Origin of the sequence: Aeoliella fuhlenseeensis, assembly GCF_052161615.1 — a bacterium.
Classification (GTDB): Bacteria; Planctomycetota; Planctomycetia; order Pirellulales; family Lacipirellulaceae; genus Aeoliella.
The window spans coordinates 3104476-3125753 of the sequence record NZ_CP197417.1 but is presented as its reverse complement, the minus strand read 5'-3'; the positions used below and the strand labels follow the sequence as shown (position 1 = coordinate 3125753).

Here is a 21278-nt window from a genome sequence, read left to right as displayed (position 1 = left end):
GCATGTTATGTGGAGTCGCGGCGACAATCCCTTTGTTAGCCGGGCCAGCGCATGTGCGACGGGGCCTGCTTCTTTGGAGGAGGGGTTTCAGCAGGTGGCTTTACTTCCGCTTTTGGCGCGGGGGCCGGCGGGTCGGCAGATGGCACCACGCTCTCGCCGGGAAACATGGGAGTCGCTGGCGGCGACGTATCGCCCACCACGGGCGGCGGTGGGGTGGCCGGAGTTTCGATTCCCTGAAGCTTAGGCACGGGTCGCTCAACATAGCGACCCGATCCCGGACGATTGAGTTCCAACTCGACCGAGAAACTATTGTGTGGCGAGGTAGTCCACAACACCGAATCGGGCCTCGTGACCAGTTCGCTTTCGACAACCCCCTGGTCTTCCACACGAAACGCCTGCTCGCCGGCGAACATCGGCGTCGCGGGTTGCAGACCGAAACGGCTGGTCAGCAAGTTGGCAAGTTCGGACGTGTCGGCTGTCTTTCCGACGAGCCGAATCTTCTGCACCTGCCCCTGCAAGTCAAAGTAATAGGTGAGCGAACCGGCGACGTCGGTCATCCGCGTTCCGCTAACTAGTGGTACGCGAATACCAAAAAGTTCTGGCTCGGCGAGTCCCGTCGACTTGCGAGCCCAGCGGCTGTAGACCCATTCTTTCGAGACGTCCATTCGCAGAACTTCGGCCAGCGAGTACGTCGGAATCCCTTCGAGCGGTGCCGGACTGCTATAGATATGGTCGCCCGGACTAGCGGGGTTCATCCGGGGCGGGATGTTGAACGTCGGCGTGGTCGAGAATTGATTCGAGACCGTTTGTACCGGTGCTCCCGAGCCTTGGAGTTGTTTCTGCCAATCCGAGGCGTTGTCGGCCACGTAGGGTACGCCTACCGCGGCTCCGAGCAAACCGGCTAACATAACAGGGCGGGGCATGACGATGGTCTCTCGCAAAATGGCCCGCAGGCAGCATTGCCTACGAGAGGGGTTCACTCCCTTATCTCGGCAGGATGAACTGCTAGCTTTGTTTCATTGCCAGCCGCCCGTGTAACTGACAGAACCGACTTGAACCCCTCGCGCCGACGCGCTGGCGGCGACGATTGCGTAAACCTTGAGACCCCGCGATGAATTCGGACGACGGCGACAATCTCGACAAGTGGATCTTGTCCAACGAGGCGTCGCCATGGATTGAAGAGGCTCGGCAGGCCTCGCTACCCGTGCATCAACTGATCGCACGCCTTCGGAAGCAGTTATCCGCCGAAGAGGCCCACCGCGTTCTGGAGCTCGTCGAGCTGCGTGAACGGGGCAAGCGAAAATTCGCCGCCGCCGATGCGATGTACTTTTCGCGGCTAGGACTCGAACAGGCGACCGACCAGTGGATCGCCGCTTACAAGGCAGAGCGATTCCGGAACTGCGCCCGCGTGGCGGATCTCTGCTGCGGCGTCGGGGGTGACGCGATGGCGCTCGCGCGGGTTGCCGAGGAGCTATTGCTTTGCGATCGCAATCCCGCGATGACGAGCTTCGCCGAGCAGAACATCCTAGTAGCCGGGGGCACTGCAAGGTTGCAGCTTCACGCTGGCGACGTCGTCGAGGTAAACCTTACGGAGTTTGATGCTTGGCACATCGATCCCGATCGCCGGGCTGGAGGCTCGCGGTCGGTACATGTCGAGCAGCACGACCCCAGTGACGAAATTCTCGACACCTTACTTGCGGCGAACCCTCACTCGGCGATCAAGTTGGCCCCCGCGTGCGAAGTGCCGGCTCGCTGGGAACCCTTGTGCGAATTAGAATGGATCAGCCGCGGCGGCGAGTGTAAGCAGTTAGTCGTTTGGTCAGGAAATTTGGCCAAGAATCACGGCGAACGACGAGCCACGGTGCTACAAGCAGTGGCGGAAGGCTACCAAGTGGTTGCGAGCTTTGTCGGGCGAGGTGATGTGGTGCCTGACGAGGACGATCGGATCGGCCGCTACGTGGTCGAGCCCGACGCCGCGGTACTCGCCAGCGGATTGGTCGGCGAGATGGCCAACGAACACGGCTGGTGGACTTTCGCCAGCACGCACGGGTACCTCACCAGCGACAATTTACCAACCGAGCCAGCGGCAAGCGTGTTCGAGGTGGTGGGCGTGGTACCCTACAACACAAAACACCTATCCAGCTACCTCCGCGAACGGAACATCGGCCAACTTGAAATCAAACACCGCGCGGTCGAACTATCGCCCGAGCGTTTGCGAAAAGAGCTAAAACTAACCGGCGATGAATCGGCGACCTTGCTCGTGACACGTGTGTTAGAGAAGCGAATCGCCATCATCGCCCGCCGTATCTCGTAGCCGGACTCGCAAGAGTTCGGGCGCCTCTCGCAGGTCGTCCGAATTCTTGCGAATCCAGCTACTACCTGACTCGAAGTACCCAGTAACGACCACTATGAAGCTTGCTTTCAGCTCCAACGCCTATCTTCAGCACTCGGTTGAGGAGACGATTCGACGCGTGGCCGAGATTGGCTACGAAGGTATCGAGATCCTGGCCGATGTCCCACACGCGTGGCCGGCGGGCTTGTTGCCCGAGCGTGTGGAGTCGCTTTGCAAGGCTCTCGACGAACATAAGCTCGCAATTTCAAACGTTAACGCGTTCATGATGAACGCCGTAGCCGATCCCCGGCAGCCCTACTGGCATCCGAGCTGGATCGATCCAGATCCCCATTACCGCGCAATCCGTCGCGAGCACACTAAGCGAGCTCTCATGCTGGCCGCCGAGATTGGCGCACCGCACATCACCACCGAGCCGGGTGGGCCATTGGCCGACGGGCAAACACGCGAAGAAGCCTACGGCATTTTCTACGAGGAGCTAATGCCGTGCCTCGAAGTAGCGTCAGACCTCGCCATGCCACTGCTGATCGAGCCCGAGCCCGAGCTGCTGATCGAACGGTTCGACGAGTACTTGGAGTTCGTTGAACGGCTTGACTCGCCATTGGTAGGGCTGAACTTCGACATTGGCCACGCGTACTGCGTCGGCGAGGATCCGCAGGATTGGGTGGCGCGGATGGCATCGCACACTGTGCATTATCACTTCGAGGACATCGCCACGACGCGCAAACATCAGCACCTAATCCCTGGACGAGGTGCCATCGATTTCGCGGCGACCATCGAAGCTATTCGTCAGACGGATTACGATGGATGGCTCACCGTCGAGTTATATCCCTACATGGACGAGCCCGATGTCGCCGCGCGTGAAGCGATCGAATACCTGAAACCACTTTTGGCTCGCTAGCGTATGGCTGCTTTTCAACAAATCCGAGCCTACGCCGAGTTAATGCGCGTGGCCAATGTGTTCACCGCCGTGTCGAACGTGTGGATGGGCATGATCCTCGCCACCGGTGAACTTCCCGGGTGGATCGCCGTGGGTGTCACGGCGGTGAGCGTCCTCTTGTACCTCGCCGGCATGGTGCTCAACGACGTATTCGACGCCGAGGTTGATCGCAACGAACGACCGGGGCGTCCCATTCCCAGCGGGCGCATCTCAGTTGGTGCGGCTCGCGCCTTAGGCTGGGCTCTATTGATTGCCGGAGCTGGGCTGGGCTGGGCCATCTCGCGTCAAACTCCTACGGCTGCGCCGGGAGTTATCTCGTGGTGGCTCGCGGGGTTCATACTCGCCTACGATGTCGGCCTCAAGCGGACGGCGCTGGGACCCATGTTGATGGGGGCATGCAGATTTGCCAACGTGCTGCTCGGGCTCAGTGTCGCGAGCGAAGCAGTCCGTTGGGGTGCTCTGCCAATCGACCAGAATCTCACCCCTGCCATCGGCATGGCGATTTATGTGTGGGGCGTGTCGTGGTTCGCCCGGAGTGAAGCCACTCAGAGCAGGCCCTACATACTGACTGTCGCGGCGTTCGGCTCGATGTTAGGGCTCGGGCTCATTGCCTCGATGCCCTTCAGCGATCCGGCAGCCCGCGCCGAGCTCGTTATTCAGCCCTGGGGTTGGGGAATCTTGTGGCTTGTTGTGGCCGGATTGATCCTCCGCCGTATGGTGGTCGCGATACTGCAACCGTCACCCAAATACGTGCAGCGAGCGGTTGGAAACGCCATCCTCTCGATCATCGTCATCGACGCCGCCATCTGCCTCGGCTTCGCCTCGCCCTTTTGGGCGTGTGCCGTGCTCGCGCTACTCGCGCCAGCGATGTTGCTCGCTCAGCTGTTCAAGGTGACGTGATGAAGTGGGGCTACAACACCAGCGGCCTCGCCGATCATAGCTTGGTGGCGGCAATCAAATTGATTCACGAACTCGGCTACCAGTGCGTCGCCATCACGCTCGACCACCATCGGCTGAATCCATACGGACCGCGACCCGATGCCGAGTTAGAGGAGGTGAAGCGGACGCTCGAAGACTACCCGCTCGCTGTGGTGATTGAAACCGGAGCAAGGTACTTGCTCGACCCTCGCCACAAGCATCAACCAACATTAATCTCGCCTCGACAAAAAGAACGAGACCGCCGGATCGACTTTCTCCGCCGCAGCATCGACATCGCGGCCGAACTTGGCGCCGAATGCGTGTCGTTCTGGTCGGGGGTGGCTCTGGAAGACGAGCCTCGGCAAATGCTGATGGAGCAGCTGTGCGAATCGCTGCGGCCTGTGATCGACCACGCTAGCAGTCGCGAGGTGATGCTTGCGTTCGAGCCCGAGCCGGGACATCTGATCGACACGATGCTGCGTTACGATCAGCTCTTGGACCTCCTGCCGACCTGCGATGCAGCGCGTCTCAAGGTCACCATCGACATCGGGCACCTTCACTGTCTGGGAGAAATCCCTATCGCGAGTCAGCTTCTACGATGGCAAGACCGGCTAGCTAACATTCACATCGAGGACATGCGTCAGGGTGTTCACGAGCATTTGATGTTCGGTGAAGGGGAGATCGAGTTTGGTCCCGTGGTGGATACTCTGGGCGAAATGGGGTACAAGGGACCCGTGACCGTCGAGCTCCCGAGGCATAGCCATCGTGGCCCGGAAGTGGCCACCGAGTCGTTGCGGTTTCTGAGAAGTTGCGTACGTTCATCGCGTTAGAAGAGGCTCCTCGTGTCCGATCATGTTGTGCTGCTTTCCATCCCCGGCTTGGCTGCCGAGCACCTTGCCGACATGCCAAACCTTCGCGCGCTGACGGCGGGTGGCGATCGCGCGCCGCTCGCCGCGAGTTTTCCAGCCGTCACGTGCAGCGTGCAGGCCAACATGACGACCGGCTTGCCCCCCTCGGAGCATGGCATCATCGCGAATGGCGGTTACTGGCGCGACGGGGTCGAAGGGGCCGGCCCACCGGCAGGCAGCGAAAGGAAGTTGGGCCAGGTCGAGCTGTGGACCATGTGGAATGATGCGATCAAGCGGCCCCAACTATGGGACCTGCTGCACGAGCACGATCCCTCGATCACCTCGGCCATGTGGTTCGCGCTGAACAACAAAGGCTGCGGCGCCGATTACATCTGCACGTTCGCCCCCATCCACAATCCCGATGGCAGCGAATCGCTTTGGTGCTACACGCGACCCGAGATGATGTATGGCGACCTGCGTGATGCGTTTGGCCATTTTCCACTCAAGCATTTCTGGGGACCACTAGCGGGCATTCCGTCGTCGGCTTGGATCGTCTCGTCTGCTATCTGGGCGGCGGAACAACATCAGCCGAACTTCTGGTACATCTACCTGCCCCATCTTGATTACGCGACCCAAAAGAATGGCCCAAGTTCTGCCGAAGCAAAGAACGCCCTAGTCGAGCTGGATAACGAACTCGGGCGTTTGATCACAGAGTTCAAGCGGATTCACGAGGGTCACCCCCTACTATGGCTGGTTGCGAGCGAGTACACAGTATCCCCCGTGGATCACGTGACCTACCCCAATCGTGTGCTGCGCGAGTTGGGCATGCTCGTGCTCGATGAATTGGAAGGCACGGAGCAGCTTAACTTTGGTGAGAGTACGGCGTTCGCGGTCGCCGACCACCAACTGTCACACATCTACGTGAATCACGATGTTCCCAACGCAATAGATAAGATTGTCAATCGGTTCCGACGCGAGCCAGGAATCGCCGAGGTGTTGACGAAAGATCAATTGGATCGCTACGAATTGAACCATCCTCGAAGTGGCGACGTGGTGCTGGTGTCGGAGACGAATAGCTGGCAGGCCTACTACTGGTGGCTCGACGACGCACGGGCTCCCAGCTACGCGCGAAAGATGGACATTCACCGCAAACCGGGTTACGACCCCGTGGAATTGTTCTTCGACCCCGAGACCAAGGGCATTCCGCTCGATGCAACGCTCGTGCGGGGCTCGCACGGCGCTCCGGTTCGGCATGAGTCGCAGCAGGGCGTGCTGCTATCCAGCGAGCGTGGCGTGTTCGTCGAGCGAACTCTGGCGGATACGGACGTCGCGAGCATCGTCCTCAACCAGTTTGGTGCGGGATAATAACTATTCAATAGCCGGACGGCCACGCCGTCCGTGTTCACTAGAGACTCACCGATCGCGGTCGAACAACTCCGGATGCTCGAACAGGATCGTGTCCGCCATCCACAGTGCTTCACCTTCGGTGAGCGACTCGACGGTTGCCACTTGAGCGTTATTTGTGTCGACGAGGGCAATCTGATAGTCGCCCTGGCTGAAGTGCTTGGTCGCGATTTGATTCTTCGCTGGTTCGCTAAACCCCGACTCGCTGATCTCGATGCGATCGAGTTGCTCAAATGGAAATACCTTGGTGCGCCCGTAGACGGGGCACCACCAGCGGTGTTCGACTTGTCCGGGCTGGATGCTGTAACGCTCGCCCCAGCCCGGAGCGGTGATCGCCGCTAGAAAGGCTGCGAATATGCAGAGCCCAATCACGACGAAGGGCACCAGGAAGAGCGCCAGGAACCACTCGAAGTTCTTGAACAGTTCCACAGCAAACAGACTGACGATGCCGTTCCAAAACAGGTTGATGAATAGCGATCCACCAATCGAGCCTACGGACCAGCGGCCGCGATTCGTGAATTCGAGCGATCGTCCTTCATGCTCCAGTTGCCATGTCGAATCGGAAGGCCGGAGCTGTCGCTCGCCGGTTGGCTGGTAGACGACGACATCCGCTTCCTCGTCGTCGTCTTCGAATTCTTCGTCCTCCAGGCGCGCCAATTCGTGGCCCACCCGACGTTCGGTCTTCGCAAGTAACTGTGCCGAGGCTACTGCGGTCCGATGCGGGGCTAGGCCATCGAGACAGACGTTGATCGTCTCGGCGAGCCATTTTGCTTCGTCGTCTTCGATACCGCTGGCGAAGTGAGCCGGCTTGCCTAGGGTTTCGATGCTCAATACGCCCACAGGCTTTGGGGGGCCATTCTTCTGTTGCGTGTAAGTCACGTCGGGTAGGGCGCGCGCCACTTCGTCCAGCGGCACGACACGACGGTAATAATTGATACCGGCCTTCCAGGTGATGGTCATCTCGTCTCGCGAAAGCACCAAACGCTGGCGTCCGAGCAGCATGTAAACGATCAACCCCGCCACCACAAACCACGCCGTGTAGAAAGGGGTCGCGAACAGCGCCATCTGCCATTCGAACTTGGTGATGAGCTGGTAGGTGATCATCGCACACCCAGCGGTCCAGCCTGTGAGCCACAGGCAGAGAAACCCTGCGACGCCCCACTGCCTTCGACTCCAATCCAGGGTCAGTTCGTCGCCCACCAAATTGATCTTCACCCGCGGCTTGGCGGGCATGAGGGCGGACGTCGCGAAGAGCGATTGAGTCATGGAAGGCCATCAGCGAGAAAGTTCATCGGAACCACGAGAGCGATTCGCCTTACTTTGCTAAGCAAAACGAAAAATTGCGACTTTGCCCGAAGTACTCGATCGGATTCTCGTAGACGACTCGCTTGATAAGTGCCTCGGAGTGACCCCGCTTGCGCATTGCCATGATGAAGTCGGGCACCGCGGTTGGCTTGGAAGGGCCCCAGTCGCCGGCGGAGTTTACCAGCAAGCGGTCGGGGCCGTAAATCTCGACCATGTCCGCCGCGCGCTCGGGCGTGCATTTGCTCACGGGGTAAAGCGTCATTCCCGCCCAGAAGCCTTCTTCCAGCACGGGGCGGATGGTGTGCTCTTCGACGTGGTCGACTAACACCCGGCCTCGCTCAACCCGCGAGTCGCCGAGCAGCATGTCGAGAATCATCCGTGTACCCTGGTACTTGTCTTCAAGGTGCGGCGTGTGAATCAGTATTGGCAAACCATGCCGGACGGCGAGGTCGACGTGCTCGAGAAACACGACGGCCTCGTTGCGAGTGTTCTTGTTGAGCCCGATCTCGCCAATTCCCAGCACCCCAGGGCGATCAAGGAACTCGGGGATCATGTCAATCACTTCACGGGCGAGCGAAACGTTCTCGGCTTCCTTGGCGTTAATGCACAGCCAAGTGAAATGCTGGATGTTGTACCAGCCGGCTCGCTTTGGTTCGAACGTGGTGAGTTGCTCGAAGTAGTCGCGGAAACCATCGACGCTGCCACGGTCGTACCCCGCCCAGAACGCCGGCTCGCTCACCGCCACGCACCCCATCTTGGCGAGCGTCTCGTAGTCGTCCGTTGTTCGGGAGACCATGTGAATATGAGGATCAATGTATTGCATGCGTCACTTCGGCGAGCGGGGCCCCTAAGGGCCGTGGTCATTTCCAACTAAGTGCCAACTCAAAAGGAATGAAGGTTTCACACTTCCATCGCATCCCGCCAACGATCATCGTACGTGCGGCTGAACAGCAGTTGAATCCGCTCGGCACGCTGACCCCCAGGACGCAGTAGCGTTTCAATCGCCGTGCGAATCGTTGCCATGGTTTCGGGCGCGGCGGCGGGAGCGTCACCTCGCTCGATGCGGTCGAGCCCCGCGGCGATCTCTAGCAGCTTGGCGCGAAGGGGCAGGATTTCGGCCTCGAGCACTTGTTGGGCGGTACGGGATTGATTCATCGGGGCAGCTTCACTTTAGACCTTAGGACACCTTCAATGCCCCCAGTTTGTCGGCAGGGACCCAGCAACGCAACGCCCGCCGAAGGCGGATGCCGTTACAATCCGCAAAAGTTGACAACTCCTCAACTTGGTTCGCTTGGATGGACGACGCAGACGTAACGAGTTGGCATCGTTTTCCCGCACGCCACTTTCAGCATCATGTCCCAGCCCGGCATCCAACGGACGCTCACTACGCTATGGCGGACGCCGAACACTTCGGCGGCCGACCTGCTGGAAGACGCTGTCGTAGGGCCCTCGCCTGCGGTCCGCCAGGGAGCGATTGCGGCGCTGGTCAGGCGGCGAGACGAGCCCAGCCAGCAAGCCTTCCTGCGAGTCTTTGCCGGCCTCAACGCCCTGGAAGTCGCCTCGCTGGGGGACGTTTCCAAGCGATTCAGCACCACCCTGCGAAAAGTGCTGGCACATCACGATCTTGATTCGGCGCGGCTCGCCTGCCATTTCATCGCCGCATGCCGAGCCTTCGACGAGTTCCCGGCCTTGGTTACCGCGGCGGCGGATCCGTCGCATCCCGGAGGGGTCGCGCTAGCACAGACGGCACTCGACCTTGCCCGCGCGCTACACGACGACATTGTGGCCTACCGCCGTGCCCCCAGTGGTCGTGATCCGTCGTTTGCGAGGCGTTGGGCACTCACGGCGCTGACGAAGGCAGTCGACCAGTTTCAGCAACATCGCCGTGTTGAGCTACTCGAAGCGTTCCTGCTGATCACCACTCCGAACAACGAGACGCTCACGCGACTTCTCAGTCATACCGACCATCCCGGCCACGAGCCGTTGATGGCGTTACTGCGAACGAGCCCGTCGGTTGGAGCGATCGAGGTGCTGGCCAAGCTGTACGACGACCCCGGAACGCCGTTGCCACTGCTTGAAATTGCAGCGCAACGAACGGACCTTCATTTCCGCGAGTTGTTTTTGCACGCCGTAGGGTACCCCGTCAGCGCTCGCACCCTGGAGAATGTGGGCCGTCTAAAGCGACTGGCGATGCTCGAAAAGCCCTCTGCCGATTGGTTCACGATGCCGTCGGAATCGCAAGCTGTGGCAGTCGAGCTGGTAATGGCCTCGCGTTTTTCGCGCCGCACCAAGCTGGCCATCGTCGACGAAGTGCTCGCGAAGGGCTCAGTGATTGCCCGCTCGGCGGCCTGCGCGGCGCTGGGTGAGATCGATTTGCCCGAAGCCACGACGCGACTGGAACGCATGCTGACAGATGGCGACCCTAACATGGTAGCGTTCGCAGCGATCGCGCTACGTAAGCAAGGTGTTTCTTCGGCTGTGGATCGATTGTCGAGATTGCTCGATCACGACGATCACAGCGTCCGCGAGACCGCTCGGCATGGTTTGCGTGATTTCACATTCCTTCGCTACGCCGGCAAGTTCGACGATTTGGACGAACGCGAGCGTCGCGATCTGGGCCGAATCGTCCGCGATACCGACAGCTCTGCGATCGAACAAGTCAGGCGGGAGATCGGCGGGCCCACGCTCGCGCGAAAGCTGCGTGGTTTGCAAATGGCCGCCGCGATTGGTTTGGTGGATCAACTCGAAGAAACCATCGTCAAGCAGGCGACGCATCAAGACGCCGCGGTCCGTGCCGAAGCCATTATGACCCTCGCGCAAGGCTCGACGAATTCCGCGCGACGTGCGGTGGAGGCCGCGACCCAGGATGCCAACGCTCTGGTGCGAAATCGAGCTGGTCAGGCCCTGCGCGAGATGTCGCAGCGGCAGACGCAGGGCGAGGGAGGACGATGATGGCTTACCCTACATCGATCGCCCTACTCGCACAGCGCGACCTTTGGGAGGCCATGGGAAGCCACTTCAGTGGCGACAACGCGAAGTTCAACGCGCAGGATTGGTCATTGCTGCTAGGCGTAGTGCTTCTGCTCGCCGGCTTTTTTACCGTTCTAAACTGGGTCTACCGCTGGCAGCAAGCGAGGAAGTTAAGCAACGAGCCACGCCACCTGTTCGACGATTTGTGCCGTGCGCATCGGCTTGGTCGCAAAGACCGTAAGCGGTTAAGGGTGCTTGCCGAGTCGCACGTGCTCGAATCGCCGAGCACGTTGTTTCTCCGCCCCGACTTGTTCGAGGGGCGGAATCTGCCGTTCGAAGAGGAACGCGAAGTCGCCGCCTATGAACAGCTCGCGGGCCGGTTGTTCGAAGGACTCGATGCCTTGAAGCCTCCCAAAGAGAGCAACAGCGCCCGGCCAGCAGTGGCGTCGCACGTCAATCCGACGATCGTTTTGCCCCTCGGTGGTCCGGGGGTCGCTGATGGCTCGGTCGTTCAGCTAGGCGATCGATAAGTGCCGGCCACTGCTAGGGTGCGCTGTAGTTTACGCGGGGGCGAAGGTCACCCGATGACGGTGCGGGCCGGGGGCGGAAGTCGCGCGAGTTGACGCCAGCTCCCATGTTCACCGCGCGGTCTTGCGGCTTGTAACCCATCTGGTTGATGAAGTCAGTGACCGAGATCAACTGCACGCCCAAGGCATTCGCTTCGCCGTGCATGTCGTCCCACGTCTTCCGCAGGGCGGTGTCGTTGGTCTTGTCCGAACGTTCGCCGAACACCATGTAACGGGTGTCGAGCGACATCTGGCCTTCTTGCTCCCCGGTCTCGGGATTCGGCGCGGCATCGACGATGCCGCCATTGAGCTCGATCATATCCTTAGCGAGTTGCAGGTCGCTGCGGCCATCGCCATCGAGATCAATGAGTCCGGTGAAGGCAAAATGCTGTGGCTTGCCCACGTTCCAAACCTGGCTGTAAATGAAGTCGCCCGGCAGGATGGGGTTGCGAGCGTCGTCGTCGGTCACGCGGGCTTCGGCCATGTGGGGGCCCAGCATGCGAACCACTTCGATGCTTCCCTTCTTCTCAGCCTTGCCTGCGTCGGTATCCGCAGTGTCGAACACGCTGAAAGTCACTTGCTGACGCAGCGCGTCAGCGGCACCTAGGTTAATCCATACCGTGTTATTGGCCTGATTCACGTACGTGATCTTGCCGTCGGCGACTTCGAACGAGAACTCTTCCTGGGCACGTTCGTCAATGAACGTATTGATGGTGTTCTGACGCTTGTTCGCTTCTTCTTGGGCAGCGTCGCGAGCAGCTACGAGTTCTGCCCGCTCAGCATCGAACTTTTTGGTCTGGTCAGCGATTTGAGCGGCCAGTTCCTTTTGCTTGGCATCGAGCTGGGCGCGGGCCTGGGCAAATTGGTTCCGCTCAGCTGCCGCCGCTTGTTCGATCTTCGCCTTGTCGGCTTCGAGCCTGGCGATTTGAGCCTGATGGCCCGCTTCGACTTCGGCGAGCTTCGCTTCCAGTTGCTTCAGCTTTTCTTTGTCGCCGGTTTGAGCTGTCGACAATTGCTGATTCTCCGCATACACCAGTTGCAGGCCATCGCGGTAGTTGCGTTTCTCTTCGGGCATCGTGCCGAGCATGCGATCCATGTCGGTCTTCGACTGTGGGGCTACCACGGTGTCGTAATCGGCGAACTGGTCGAAGCCCAGCAGCTTCCGCAATTCTTCATTCTGCACCTGGGTATTGTTGGCACGCGTTTGCTCGGTGTTCTTTTCCTCCCGCATGGCGGTGAGGGCCTGATCGGCGTCGCCCGCCTGCTTGGCGAACCAATAGGTGAAGCCGGCGAGGACCACCGTGAAGATGGCGAACACGATGAGCGCGATTTGCAGCGTCTGATCCTGACGGGCGGCCATGCAAATACCTTTAGCGGGAAGCGGGGTCGAAGTTGGGCGGGGCAAGCGGGGGAGTAGGGCTACATTGCGAGCCGCCCGCTCGACTTATGAATGAGGGTTGTTCCGGTAGAGGCCGAGGCAAAATCGACCTAAGTCCAATTTAGTTAGGGGATTAACGCATGTCAACGAAACGCCTATAACGGACCGCATGAGACAACAGCAACTGCCCGGTCATGAAGACCCCACGCCCGACGCCCGCCCCACCAGCGCCCCGGAGGGGCCTCAGCCGGGCGAAACGGTTTACGTCATCGATTCGCATTCGCTTATTTTTCAGGTGTTTCACGCCATTCCCGAGATGACCAGCCCCCGGGGTGAGCCGGTCTCGGCGGTGTTTGGCTTCTTGCGCGATTTGCTGTTCCTCCTGCAGGATCGGAAGCCCGACTACCTGTTTGCGGCCTTCGACATGCCCGGGCCCACTTTCCGTCACGACCTGTACGACGGGTACAAGGCGGACCGCGGCGAGATGCCCGAGGCACTCAGTTCACAGATTCCTAAGATCGAAACGATGCTCGATGCCTTAGCTATTCCCGTCATCGGGAAACCGGGGTACGAGGCCGACGATGTCCTGGCAACCTTGGCACGCGAATGCGACGAGCGCGGCGTCCGCTGCCTGCTGGTGACCGGGGATAAGGATTGCCGGCAACTGATCACCCAGAACGTGTCTGTTTACAACATACGCAAGAACGAGGAGTTCGGTTCCGCGGAACTCTTCGGCGATTGGGGCGTCCGCCCCGATCAAGTGGTCGACTTCCAATCGCTCGTGGGCGACAAGATCGACAACGTCCCCGGGGTGCCACTTATTGGTCCGAAGATCGCGAAGGAACTTCTTGAGACTTACGGCACGCTCGACGATGTGCTGGCTGCGGCCCCGACCATGAAGCCGGGAAAACGCCGTGAGAATCTCATCGCCCACGCCGAGGATGCTCGTATGTCGCGAGATCTGGTGAGACTCGACGCGCATGTGCCGATCGACATCGACTGGCAAACCGCACGTCCCGGTGGCTATGAAGGGGCAAGGATCGCCCAGCTATGTGGCGAGTTTGGTTTCCGGGCCTTGGGCGAACGTGCCGTGCAAATGGCCGACAACGCGCCTCAGCCCACGCACAAGCTCGACGCCAACTACGAGGTGGTGACCACCTTCGAGCGACTCGAAATGTTGGTCGACGAAATGATGCGGGCCGACCGCCTCTCCGTGGACACCGAGACGACGGCGATCAATCCGCGAGCCGCCAAGCTCGTCGGACTATCGCTCGCTTGGGAGCCCGGCACGGCCTACTACGTACCGGTCCGCGCTCCGGCGGGTGATCCCCAACTCGACGAGCAGCGGGTGCTAGACGTCCTGCGTCCGGTGCTGGAAAACCCGGCAATTCCGAAGGTCGGGCAGAATTTGAAGTACGACATGATCGTGCTCCGCGGTGCTGGTTTGCAGCTGAAAGGGCTCGACTTCGACACGATGGTCGCCAGCTATTTGCTCGACGCCGGCGAACGCACGCACAACATGGACGTGCTCGCCAAGCGTTACTTGAATCACGAGACGGTGACCATCGACACGCTGATTGGTAAAGGCAAAAACCAAAAGCGAATGGACCAAGTACCGGTCGCGCAGATTGGTCACTACGCCGCCGAGGACGCGGATATTCCGCTCCGCCTAGTGCCGATCCTGGAAGATCGCCTGAAGACTGACGATCTGGAAGAACTCAACTCGACGCTGGAAGTGCCGCTGATCGAAGTGCTTGCCGAGCTGGAGTACAACGGTATTCGAGTGGATGTCGCAAGGCTTTCGGAACTGAGCAAAGAGTTCGGCGACCGACTGCAGACACTCGAAGAAGAGATCGAAGATCTGGCCGGGCATCCGTTCAACATTGCCTCGCCCAAGCAACTCGCCGAAGTGCTCTTCACTGAGCTAAAGTTGCCGGTGCTGAAGAAGACAAAGACCGGCCCTAGCACCGACGCTAGCGTGCTCGAAGAGCTCGCGTCGCAGCACCCGCTGCCGGCGAAGATCATGGAGCATCGTGGTTACGCCAAGCTAAAGGGGACGTACGTCGACGCGCTGCCCGAGATGGTCCATCCCGAGACCGGCCGGGTGCATGCGTCGTTCAATCAAGTGGTCGCCGCGACGGGCCGGCTGAGTTCGAGCGATCCGAATCTCCAGAACATTCCTATCCGTACCGAAGTGGGCCGCGAAATCCGCTCAGCATTTACCTCGGGTCAGCCGGGCTGGAAGCTGCTGGCGGCCGACTATTCGCAGATCGAACTACGCGTTTTGGCTCATTTTTCCGAGGATTCTACGCTCTGCGAGGCGTTCGCCACCGGGCAGGACATCCACACGTTGGTCGCGAGTCAGGTGGCCGGCGTGGGCCTGGATGAAGTGACGAGCGATATGCGGCGCAGCGCGAAGGCCGTGAACTTTGGGATTATTTACGGCCAAAGCCCCTTTGGCCTCGCCAAGTCGCTTGGCATTTCGAAAGACGAAGCCGCGAGGTTCATCTGCGAGTACTTCGCCCGCTACCCGGGTGTGGAAGACTTCATGCAGGGGACACTCGCCGATTGCCGGCGCGATGGTTTCGTGAAGACGCTACTCGGTCGCCGTCGAGCGATCAGCGGCATCCGCCCACCGACGAAGCCCAAGGATGCAATGTTCGACGATCGCCCGCAGCCGATGCAGCTCAACCTGCCCGAACGCACCGCCGTGAACACGGTGATCCAAGGCACGGCTGCGGACCTGATCAAGCTCGCGATGCTCGCCATCCATCGCCGAATGAAGGCGGAGCAGTTGCAAGCCAAGATGATCCTGCAGATCCACGACGAACTGGTCTTCGACGTCCCCGACGCCGAACTGGACACGCTCCGCGCGCTGGTGGTCGAAGAAATGGCAGGCGTCTACGAACTTCGCGTCCCCCTTGGCGTCGACGTGAAAACCGGCGAAAACTGGGCCAAATGCGAATAATCCAGCGAGCGGGGCCCGTAAGGGCCGAGGTAAAGTAATAGGACAGATCACCTCTCGTCACACTCATCTCTTCTCACCATGTACACCATCGGACTCATCGGCGGCGTTGCGAGCGGTAAATCGACCGTGGCCGACATGTTCGCGGAACTCGGGGCCGTGGTGCTCAATGCCGACCGGGCTGCCCACGACGTGCTCGACCAGCCCGAGGTTCGCGATCGTTTAGTAGCTCGGTGGGGCAGGGGAGTCCTTGGCGACGACGACCGCGTTGACCGCCGCGAGGTGGCCACCCTCGTGTTTGGCGACTCTCCGGAGGTGGAAGAAGAGCGGAAGTTCCTTGAGTCGATCGTCCATCCGCTGACCCGGATCGCACTGGAAACGTACCGTGAGCTGCTAGCGGGGCGCGGCCAGCAAGTGTTTGTGATCGATGCCCCATTACTATTGGAAGCGGGCTGGGACACCTCATGCGACACCATCGTGATGGTCGATACGCCTGAAGAACACCGGCGAAAATACGCGAAAAAGCGAGGCTGGCCCGCCGAGGAGCTTGACCGCCGCGAGGCTGCCCAGATGCCTTTGGACAAGAAGCGGCACCGAGCGGACGTGGTGATCGACAACGGTGGTGACCTCGCCGCCACGCGCCAGCAAGTTCTCGATTTCTGGAACGAGATCGTTGTCCCCCATCTGGACGAATAGCAACCGCACCGATCCCTCACCCGCGTGTGAGCCGAGTCATTCCCGACCCCGCACGGCAGCCTACTCACCACTCTTTACCTTGCATTCCATTGGTCTTTACCTCGCATTCCATCGGGAGTCACCACGAGTGCTTGCTTACCTTTACCAGGGCTTTCATTCCAGTAAACGCTAGCCGCCTTCGGTTTTCGGAAACGGGAACGATGAATTTTCCGCGAGCGGGCGGGAAAGCCCTAGATTTCACTTCCCATGCGGCATGGTTTTTTGCAATAATAGTGGGCGACTCCTGGCGGTGGAGTCACAATACTACGCTACCGATCCGCCACCCTTTTCAATCACCCCCCCTACCCACCGGCTGCACCTTCCGCGTGCGGCCAAACCGGAACCCTTCCTTCTCAGGAGTATCGTTATCATGGCCGACATGAATGGCCGTGGAGCGCGCCAAGACCGCTCCCACGCGCCCTACCGTAGGAAACGGCAGAGCCCGCCGAATGGACACCACATCGATCCCGAAATCCTCGCTAAGCTCGATCGCGAAGAACCGCTGACCATCGCCGAGGAGCTCGACAAGGCCGCTGAACGCGTCCGTCGTGCTGGTGCTGCGATTGCGAAGACCGACAAGCTCGACAGCAACGTCTACGTGGCGGAGCTGCAGCAAATGTCGATGCCCGAGCTCATCGCCACCGCCGAGCGCGAGCAGGTAAAGGACACGACGGGTCTGAAGAAACAGGACCTGATCTTCAAGATCCTCAAGGAACGCGTCAAGCTTCACGGCATGATGGTGGGGCAGGGGACCTTGGAAATCCTGCCCGACGGCTTCGGCTTCCTCCGCAGCCCCGATTACCACTACCTATCCTGCCCCGACGACATCTACGTGTCGCCGAGCCAGATTCGTCGGTTTGGCTTGAAGGATGGGGCGACCGTTTGCGGCACGATTCGTCCTCCAAAGGAGAACGAGCGTTACTTTGCGCTCTTGCGTGTCGAGTCCATTAACGACGACGACCCGAACATGCTTTCGCGAAAAGTCTCGTTCGACGACCTCACCCCCATCCACCCGGACGGGCGTATTCGGATGGAAACGAGTGGCGAGGACGTCGACATGCGTGTCCTCGACTTGGTCGTTCCGATCGGTTTTGGCCAGCGTGGTTTGATCGTCAGTCCGCCCCGTGCGGGCAAGACCATCTTGCTGCAAAAGATGGCCAAAAGCGTGCTCACCAACTACCCGGAAGCGTACGTCATCATGCTGTTGATTGACGAACGTCCGGAAGAAGTGACCGATATGGAGCGGGAGATCAAAGGCACGAATTGCGAGGTGATTTCTAGCACCTTCGACGAAGCCGCCGCCCGCCACATTCAAGTGTCGGAGATGGTGATCGAGAAAGCCAAGCGAATGGTCGAATATGGCCGCGACGTGGTCATTTTCCTCGATTCGATCACCCGCCTAGCGCGGGCGTGGAACTCCGAGTGTCCCAACTCGGGCAAGATCCTGTCCGGTGGTATCGACGCCAACGCCATGCAGCGTCCGAAGAAGTTCTTTGGCTCGGCTCGAAAAGTCGAAGAGGGTGGTTCGCTCACCATCGTGGCGACCGCGCTCATCGACACCGGCAGCCGCATGGACGAGGTGATTTTCGAAGAGTTCAAAGGAACCGGCAACCAAGAAATCGTGCTCGACCGCAGCTTGGTCGACAAGCGAATCTGGCCCGCCATCGACATCGACAAATCCGGCACCCGCCGCGAAGAGATGCTGATGGACCCCGAAGAACATCGCCGCGTCTCGGTGCTCCGCCGGGCGCTAAGCGAAATGAACCCGCCCGACGCGATGCTACTCCTCACCGAGCGCCTGCGTAAGACGAAGAGCAACGCAGAGTTTTTGATGAGCCTCAAAGAAGGCTAGCGAATTCGAGAGACGGACGCGGAAACACGTTCCGCCTTCGAGATACTCAAACCGCTGATGGACGCTGATAGCCGCTAATCGAGAATTAGCGTAGATTAGCGTTCGTCAGCGGTTTTTTTGTTTTGAGGAGTCTATCGAAGCTGCCAATCTCATAAGGCATTGCTCAGCCTTTAGGTTCCCGCGGTCATCGGTTCGACGACACACATCGTTACCAGTGGAAGATAGACGTGACGAAGCTTGCCATCCTCAGCTCGGTACAGCACGGAGGCGGCAATATCGCTTACCGTCACAAATTCGGAGCTCTCGATATCAAACTTCGAGCCGTCGTTCATCGTGATGCGTACTGGTCCTGCCGTGATTAAAGCATTAAGTTCTTCTCGGTCCATTGTGCTCCAGCTCATTGGGGGTTGGAATACTGGCTAGACGACAAGGCAATTATACCTCGGACCGAACCTCAGGCGAAATCATGCCCAACTTCCTTCTACCAGCCCCCATCCCCGCCGAAACTCGCATCGCCATTGTGGTGGCCGAGTGGAACAAGAACATCACGCAGAAGCTGCTCGACGGAGCCGTCGCGACGCTCGCGGAGCGAGGCATCGACGATGCGAACATCGACGTGGCCTGGGTTCCTGGGTCGTGGGAGATTCCGCTGGTCGCCATGCGGATGATTGAAACTGGCAGCTACTCGGCGGTGCTCTGCCTGGGGGCGGTGATCCGCGGCGAAACCACGCACGACGAGCACATCAACCGCGGCGTGAGCATGGCGATGATGGACATCGCGCTGGAGTTCGATATGCCGGTGCTCTTCGGCGTGCTGACCTGCAACACGCTGGAGCAAGCCATCCACCGCGCCGGCGGCAACGTCGGCAACAAGGGGGTCGAGTGCGCCGAAGCAGCCTTGCAGATGATCGGCCTTCTTGCGACCCTCGACGCCTCGTAACGCGAAGCGAACGCGCGCCCAGAGGCGTGTGGTTTTTCGCCATTTGCTCGCGTAACTGCTTATTCTTCGAGTGCCCCGCCACTACTTTCGCGGGGGTGAATGGTTCATAATTGGAGGCGATTCGCCGTGGGCTGAGTCACTCGATTCCTTATGGCGTCCGCTCGCCTTTCCCGCATTTTCACCTTCTGATCCTTGCCTGCGTTATGTCCCGTCGAAGCCGTGCCCGTGAAGTCGCCCTACAGATCCTGTTCGAGGACGACGTGAACCCGCGCGACTCCGTCGAGGCCCTCACCAGTTTTGTCTCTGCCAGGCTGAACTCACCAGAGATGGAGAAGTTCTGCATGGAGCTGATTTTTGGCGTGCGGCGCAATCAAACCGAGATCGATGCCTCGCTGAATGGCATCGCCCAAAACTGGACCGTGAATCGCATGGCGGCGACCGATCGCAATGTGCTCAGGCTCGGCACCTACGAGCTCTATCACACCAAAACACCCTATAAAGTGGTGATCAACGAGGCCGTTGAGCTCGCCAAACGTTACGGCAACGCCAATTCGGCCCAGTTCGTGAATGGCATTCTTGATAAAGTACGAATCGCGACCGAAACGAAGCGTGAGACGCCAAAAGGGGACTAACCCTAGGCGGCGTTCCCCTCTAAAATTGCGGGCTTAACACTCACCAGTCGCCGCCAGTAAGCCCCCGCAATCGCCCCATGGGTCTCTTCGATCGCATCAAGCAAGGTCTCAAGAAGACCAGCCAGGTTCTGAACACCGACGTCCGCGACCTGTTCAAGAGCGAAGGGCGGCTGATCGACGAGGATTTCCTCGACGAACTGCGAGCGATCCTGTTCAAAACCGACATGGGCTACGAGCCTACCGAGGCCCTGGTGGCCGAGGTCGCCAAGAACATGCGGGGCCGCGTCGTTCACCTCCGCGACGTGATCGACGTGCTGAAAGTGAAGCTCAAGGAGCTAATGGCCCAGGACGCCTCGCCCCTGCACTTTGCCGAATCGGGACCGACCGTCATCATGGTTTGCGGTGTGAACGGGGCGGGAAAAACCACGTCCATCGCCAAACTCGCCTGCTTGTTTCGCGGCCAAAAGAAATCGGTGGTGTTGGGTGCCGGCGACACGTTCCGTGCGGCGGCCGTCGAGCAACTGGGCATCTGGGCCGAGCGCCTTGGCATCGAGATCGTGAAGGGCCCTGAGGGCTCGCATCCCGCGACCGTGGCCTACCAGGCCGTTGAGTACGCCATAAAGAACAAGCTCGAAGTGTGCATTGTCGACACGGCTGGGCGGCTGCAGACCCAAAAGAACCTGATGACCGAGCTCACGAAGATCCGCGACTCGATCCGAAAGCAGATTCCCGAGGCCCCGCACGAGGTGCTCTTGGTTTTGGACGCCACAACAGGCCAAAACGGCATTAGCCAGGCCAACAACTTTGCCGAGGCAGCCGGCTGCACAGGAATTGTGCTGGCAAAGTTGGACGGTACCGCCAAGGGAGGAGTGGTGGTCGCTATCCGCCAACAATTGGGTCTACCCGTGAAATACGTCGGTGTTGGCGAACGCCACGAGGACCTTGTCCCGTTCGACCCCAACGCTTTCGTCGACGAAATGTTCGACGACAATCTCCCTGGCGGCTAGGCCTCTGCCTGGTTTCGCGACACGTTTGCCCGGCCATACGTCACAAGGGCAATCCGCGCGCATGTTTTTAGATTTCCCGTGCCCGAAAACGGGGCCCCCTGTGCCTGCTTCACCGGCATTGGCATGAGAAGTGGTAGGGGGTCGGCTGGAATCTTAAAAATCTTTAAGGCAATTAAGTCCTTATTCATCAACACTTTGCGCGTTGTCCTCAGAAAGCCGAATTTTGCTCTTGGCACACTGCTTGCAAAAGGACTCATTCGCTAGCAACTGCTAGAGCGGCAGGTGGGCAGCCCCGGTGGCTGCTAAAGGTCGCTCCAGCAAAACCAAGTCTGCCCGTCGGGGGCAGCGGCGTTGGACGACTGCGGGCGCTTTCTTTTTTGGCAGTCCCCTTCGCTTAGACCTTCCTTCTGAACTGACAAAGGTGTGCAAGCGATGAATCTCTTTACCCTACAGCGACTGCTAGGCGTG

19 protein-coding genes are annotated in these 21278 nt (G+C 59.7%); 13 read left to right on the top strand and 6 right to left on the bottom strand.

Features of this window, described 5'->3' with window-relative positions:
* Positions 1-35 precede the first annotated feature (35 nt).
* Entirely contained in the window at positions 36-923 is an 888-nt protein-coding gene (locus tag SH292x_RS12375) for a DUF6690 family protein (RefSeq protein ID WP_442481310.1), read from the bottom strand.
* A 188-nt stretch (positions 924-1111) separates the two neighbouring features.
* Here SH292x_RS12375 and SH292x_RS12370 point away from each other — a divergent pair, with 188 nt between their 5' ends.
* The 5 genes from SH292x_RS12370 to SH292x_RS12350 all read left to right on the top strand — a co-directional run bounded on the left by SH292x_RS12370 (position 1112) and on the right by SH292x_RS12350 (position 6421).
* Positions 1112-2314 carry a THUMP-like domain-containing protein gene (locus SH292x_RS12370; RefSeq protein WP_442481309.1) on the top strand — a complete coding sequence of 401 codons (1203 nt, stop codon included), beginning with the start codon at positions 1112-1114 and terminating at the stop codon, positions 2312-2314.
* A gap of 94 nt (positions 2315-2408) precedes the next feature.
* Complete coding sequence (locus SH292x_RS12365; RefSeq protein ID WP_442481308.1) at positions 2409-3251, top strand: sugar phosphate isomerase/epimerase family protein; 843 nt, start codon at positions 2409-2411, stop codon at positions 3249-3251.
* A gap of 3 nt (positions 3252-3254) precedes the next feature.
* Positions 3255-4190, top strand: a complete 936-nt coding sequence (locus tag SH292x_RS12360) for a UbiA family prenyltransferase (protein WP_442481307.1) — start codon at positions 3255-3257, stop codon at positions 4188-4190.
* On the top strand, positions 4190-5038 hold the full coding sequence (locus SH292x_RS12355; protein ID WP_442481306.1) for a sugar phosphate isomerase/epimerase family protein: 849 nt from the start codon (positions 4190-4192) through the stop codon (positions 5036-5038). Before SH292x_RS12360 ends, SH292x_RS12355 begins: the two co-directional genes overlap by 1 nt.
* 12 nt (positions 5039-5050) lie before the next feature.
* On the top strand, positions 5051-6421 hold the full coding sequence (locus SH292x_RS12350) for an alkaline phosphatase family protein (protein ID WP_442481305.1): 1371 nt from the start codon (positions 5051-5053) through the stop codon (positions 6419-6421).
* Positions 6422-6469: 48 nt separating this feature from the next.
* Here SH292x_RS12350 and SH292x_RS12345 read toward each other — a convergent pair whose 3' ends face one another.
* The 3 genes from SH292x_RS12345 to SH292x_RS12335 all read right to left on the bottom strand — a co-directional run bounded on the left by SH292x_RS12345 (position 6470) and on the right by SH292x_RS12335 (position 8920).
* Complete coding sequence (locus SH292x_RS12345; protein WP_442481304.1) at positions 6470-7726, bottom strand: hypothetical protein; 1257 nt, start codon at positions 7724-7726, stop codon at positions 6470-6472.
* A 49-nt stretch (positions 7727-7775) separates the two neighbouring features.
* Positions 7776-8588 (bottom strand): TatD family hydrolase, encoded by an 813-nt coding sequence (locus tag SH292x_RS12340; protein ID WP_442481303.1) that lies wholly within the window; start codon positions 8586-8588, stop codon positions 7776-7778.
* Positions 8589-8665: 77 nt separating this feature from the next.
* Positions 8666-8920, bottom strand: coding sequence for a hypothetical protein (locus tag SH292x_RS12335; protein WP_442481302.1), 255 nt, complete (start codon positions 8918-8920; stop codon positions 8666-8668).
* Positions 8921-9118: 198 nt separating this feature from the next.
* Here SH292x_RS12335 and SH292x_RS12330 point away from each other — a divergent pair, with 198 nt between their 5' ends.
* Both SH292x_RS12330 and SH292x_RS12325 read left to right on the top strand, forming a co-directional pair.
* On the top strand, positions 9119-10717 hold the full coding sequence (locus tag SH292x_RS12330; RefSeq protein ID WP_442481301.1) for a HEAT repeat domain-containing protein: 1599 nt from the start codon (positions 9119-9121) through the stop codon (positions 10715-10717).
* Positions 10714-11265, top strand: coding sequence for a hypothetical protein (locus SH292x_RS12325; protein ID WP_442481300.1), 552 nt, complete (start codon positions 10714-10716; stop codon positions 11263-11265). The genes SH292x_RS12330 and SH292x_RS12325 overlap by 4 nt, the downstream gene beginning before the upstream one ends.
* Positions 11266-11278: 13 nt before the next feature.
* On the opposite strand, the gene SH292x_RS12320 is transcribed toward SH292x_RS12325, so the two are convergent.
* Complete coding sequence (locus SH292x_RS12320) at positions 11279-12661, bottom strand: hypothetical protein (protein ID WP_442481299.1); 1383 nt, start codon at positions 12659-12661, stop codon at positions 11279-11281.
* A 187-nt stretch (positions 12662-12848) separates the two neighbouring features.
* On the opposite strand from SH292x_RS12320, the gene polA reads away from it, so the two are divergent.
* From polA to rho, 3 genes are all read left to right on the top strand, one after another.
* Positions 12849-15647 (top strand): DNA polymerase I, encoded by a 2799-nt coding sequence (gene polA, locus SH292x_RS12315; RefSeq protein WP_442481298.1) that lies wholly within the window; start codon positions 12849-12851, stop codon positions 15645-15647.
* Positions 15648-15725: 78 nt separating this feature from the next.
* Entirely contained in the window at positions 15726-16340 is a 615-nt protein-coding gene (gene coaE / locus SH292x_RS12310; RefSeq protein WP_442481297.1) for a dephospho-CoA kinase, read from the top strand.
* 409 nt (positions 16341-16749) lie between these two features.
* Positions 16750-18231, top strand: a complete 1482-nt coding sequence (rho, locus tag SH292x_RS12305) for a transcription termination factor Rho (protein WP_442481296.1) — start codon at positions 16750-16752, stop codon at positions 18229-18231.
* A gap of 170 nt (positions 18232-18401) precedes the next feature.
* Here the strand turns inward: rho and SH292x_RS12300 are convergent, their stop codons facing one another.
* Complete coding sequence (locus SH292x_RS12300) at positions 18402-18632, bottom strand: hypothetical protein (protein WP_442481295.1); 231 nt, start codon at positions 18630-18632, stop codon at positions 18402-18404.
* Between the two features lie 65 nt (positions 18633-18697).
* Here SH292x_RS12300 and ribH point away from each other — a divergent pair, with 65 nt between their 5' ends.
* The 3 genes from ribH (at position 18698) to ftsY (ending at position 20810) form a co-directional block, all read left to right on the top strand.
* Positions 18698-19171, top strand: a complete 474-nt coding sequence (ribH, locus tag SH292x_RS12295) for a 6,7-dimethyl-8-ribityllumazine synthase (RefSeq protein ID WP_442481294.1) — start codon at positions 18698-18700, stop codon at positions 19169-19171.
* A 203-nt stretch (positions 19172-19374) separates the two neighbouring features.
* Entirely contained in the window at positions 19375-19803 is a 429-nt protein-coding gene (gene nusB / locus SH292x_RS12290; protein WP_442481293.1) for a transcription antitermination factor NusB, read from the top strand.
* Between the two features lie 77 nt (positions 19804-19880).
* Complete coding sequence (gene ftsY, locus SH292x_RS12285; protein ID WP_442481292.1) at positions 19881-20810, top strand: signal recognition particle-docking protein FtsY; 930 nt, start codon at positions 19881-19883, stop codon at positions 20808-20810.
* Positions 20811-21278: the final 468 nt, after the last annotated feature.

What these genes read in the sequence shown, in the direction of transcription:
- SH292x_RS12375 (WP_442481310.1), bottom strand. Translation starts at nt 923, where the DNA reads ATGCCCCGCCCTGTTATGTTAGCCGGTTTGCTCGGAGCCGCGGTAGGC.
- SH292x_RS12370 (WP_442481309.1), top strand. Translation starts at nt 1,112, where the DNA reads ATGAATTCGGACGACGGCGACAATCTCGACAAGTGGATCTTGTCCAAC.
- SH292x_RS12365 (WP_442481308.1), top strand. Translation starts at nt 2,409, where the DNA reads ATGAAGCTTGCTTTCAGCTCCAACGCCTATCTTCAGCACTCGGTTGAG.
- SH292x_RS12360 (WP_442481307.1), top strand. Translation starts at nt 3,255, where the DNA reads ATGGCTGCTTTTCAACAAATCCGAGCCTACGCCGAGTTAATGCGCGTG.
- SH292x_RS12355 (WP_442481306.1), top strand. Translation starts at nt 4,190, where the DNA reads ATGAAGTGGGGCTACAACACCAGCGGCCTCGCCGATCATAGCTTGGTG.
- SH292x_RS12345 (WP_442481304.1), bottom strand. Translation starts at nt 7,726, where the DNA reads ATGACTCAATCGCTCTTCGCGACGTCCGCCCTCATGCCCGCCAAGCCG.
- SH292x_RS12340 (WP_442481303.1), bottom strand. Translation starts at nt 8,588, where the DNA reads ATGCAATACATTGATCCTCATATTCACATGGTCTCCCGAACAACGGAC.
- SH292x_RS12335 (WP_442481302.1), bottom strand. Translation starts at nt 8,920, where the DNA reads ATGAATCAATCCCGTACCGCCCAACAAGTGCTCGAGGCCGAAATCCTG.
- SH292x_RS12330 (WP_442481301.1), top strand. Translation starts at nt 9,119, where the DNA reads ATGTCCCAGCCCGGCATCCAACGGACGCTCACTACGCTATGGCGGACG.
- SH292x_RS12325 (WP_442481300.1), top strand. Translation starts at nt 10,714, where the DNA reads ATGATGGCTTACCCTACATCGATCGCCCTACTCGCACAGCGCGACCTT.
- SH292x_RS12320 (WP_442481299.1), bottom strand. Translation starts at nt 12,661, where the DNA reads ATGGCCGCCCGTCAGGATCAGACGCTGCAAATCGCGCTCATCGTGTTC.
- polA (WP_442481298.1), top strand. Translation starts at nt 12,849, where the DNA reads ATGAGACAACAGCAACTGCCCGGTCATGAAGACCCCACGCCCGACGCC.
- coaE (WP_442481297.1), top strand. Translation starts at nt 15,726, where the DNA reads ATGTACACCATCGGACTCATCGGCGGCGTTGCGAGCGGTAAATCGACC.
- rho (WP_442481296.1), top strand. Translation starts at nt 16,750, where the DNA reads ATGGCCGACATGAATGGCCGTGGAGCGCGCCAAGACCGCTCCCACGCG.
- SH292x_RS12300 (WP_442481295.1), bottom strand. Translation starts at nt 18,632, where the DNA reads ATGAGCTGGAGCACAATGGACCGAGAAGAACTTAATGCTTTAATCACG.
- ribH (WP_442481294.1), top strand. Translation starts at nt 18,698, where the DNA reads ATGCCCAACTTCCTTCTACCAGCCCCCATCCCCGCCGAAACTCGCATC.
- nusB (WP_442481293.1), top strand. Translation starts at nt 19,375, where the DNA reads ATGTCCCGTCGAAGCCGTGCCCGTGAAGTCGCCCTACAGATCCTGTTC.
- ftsY (WP_442481292.1), top strand. Translation starts at nt 19,881, where the DNA reads ATGGGTCTCTTCGATCGCATCAAGCAAGGTCTCAAGAAGACCAGCCAG.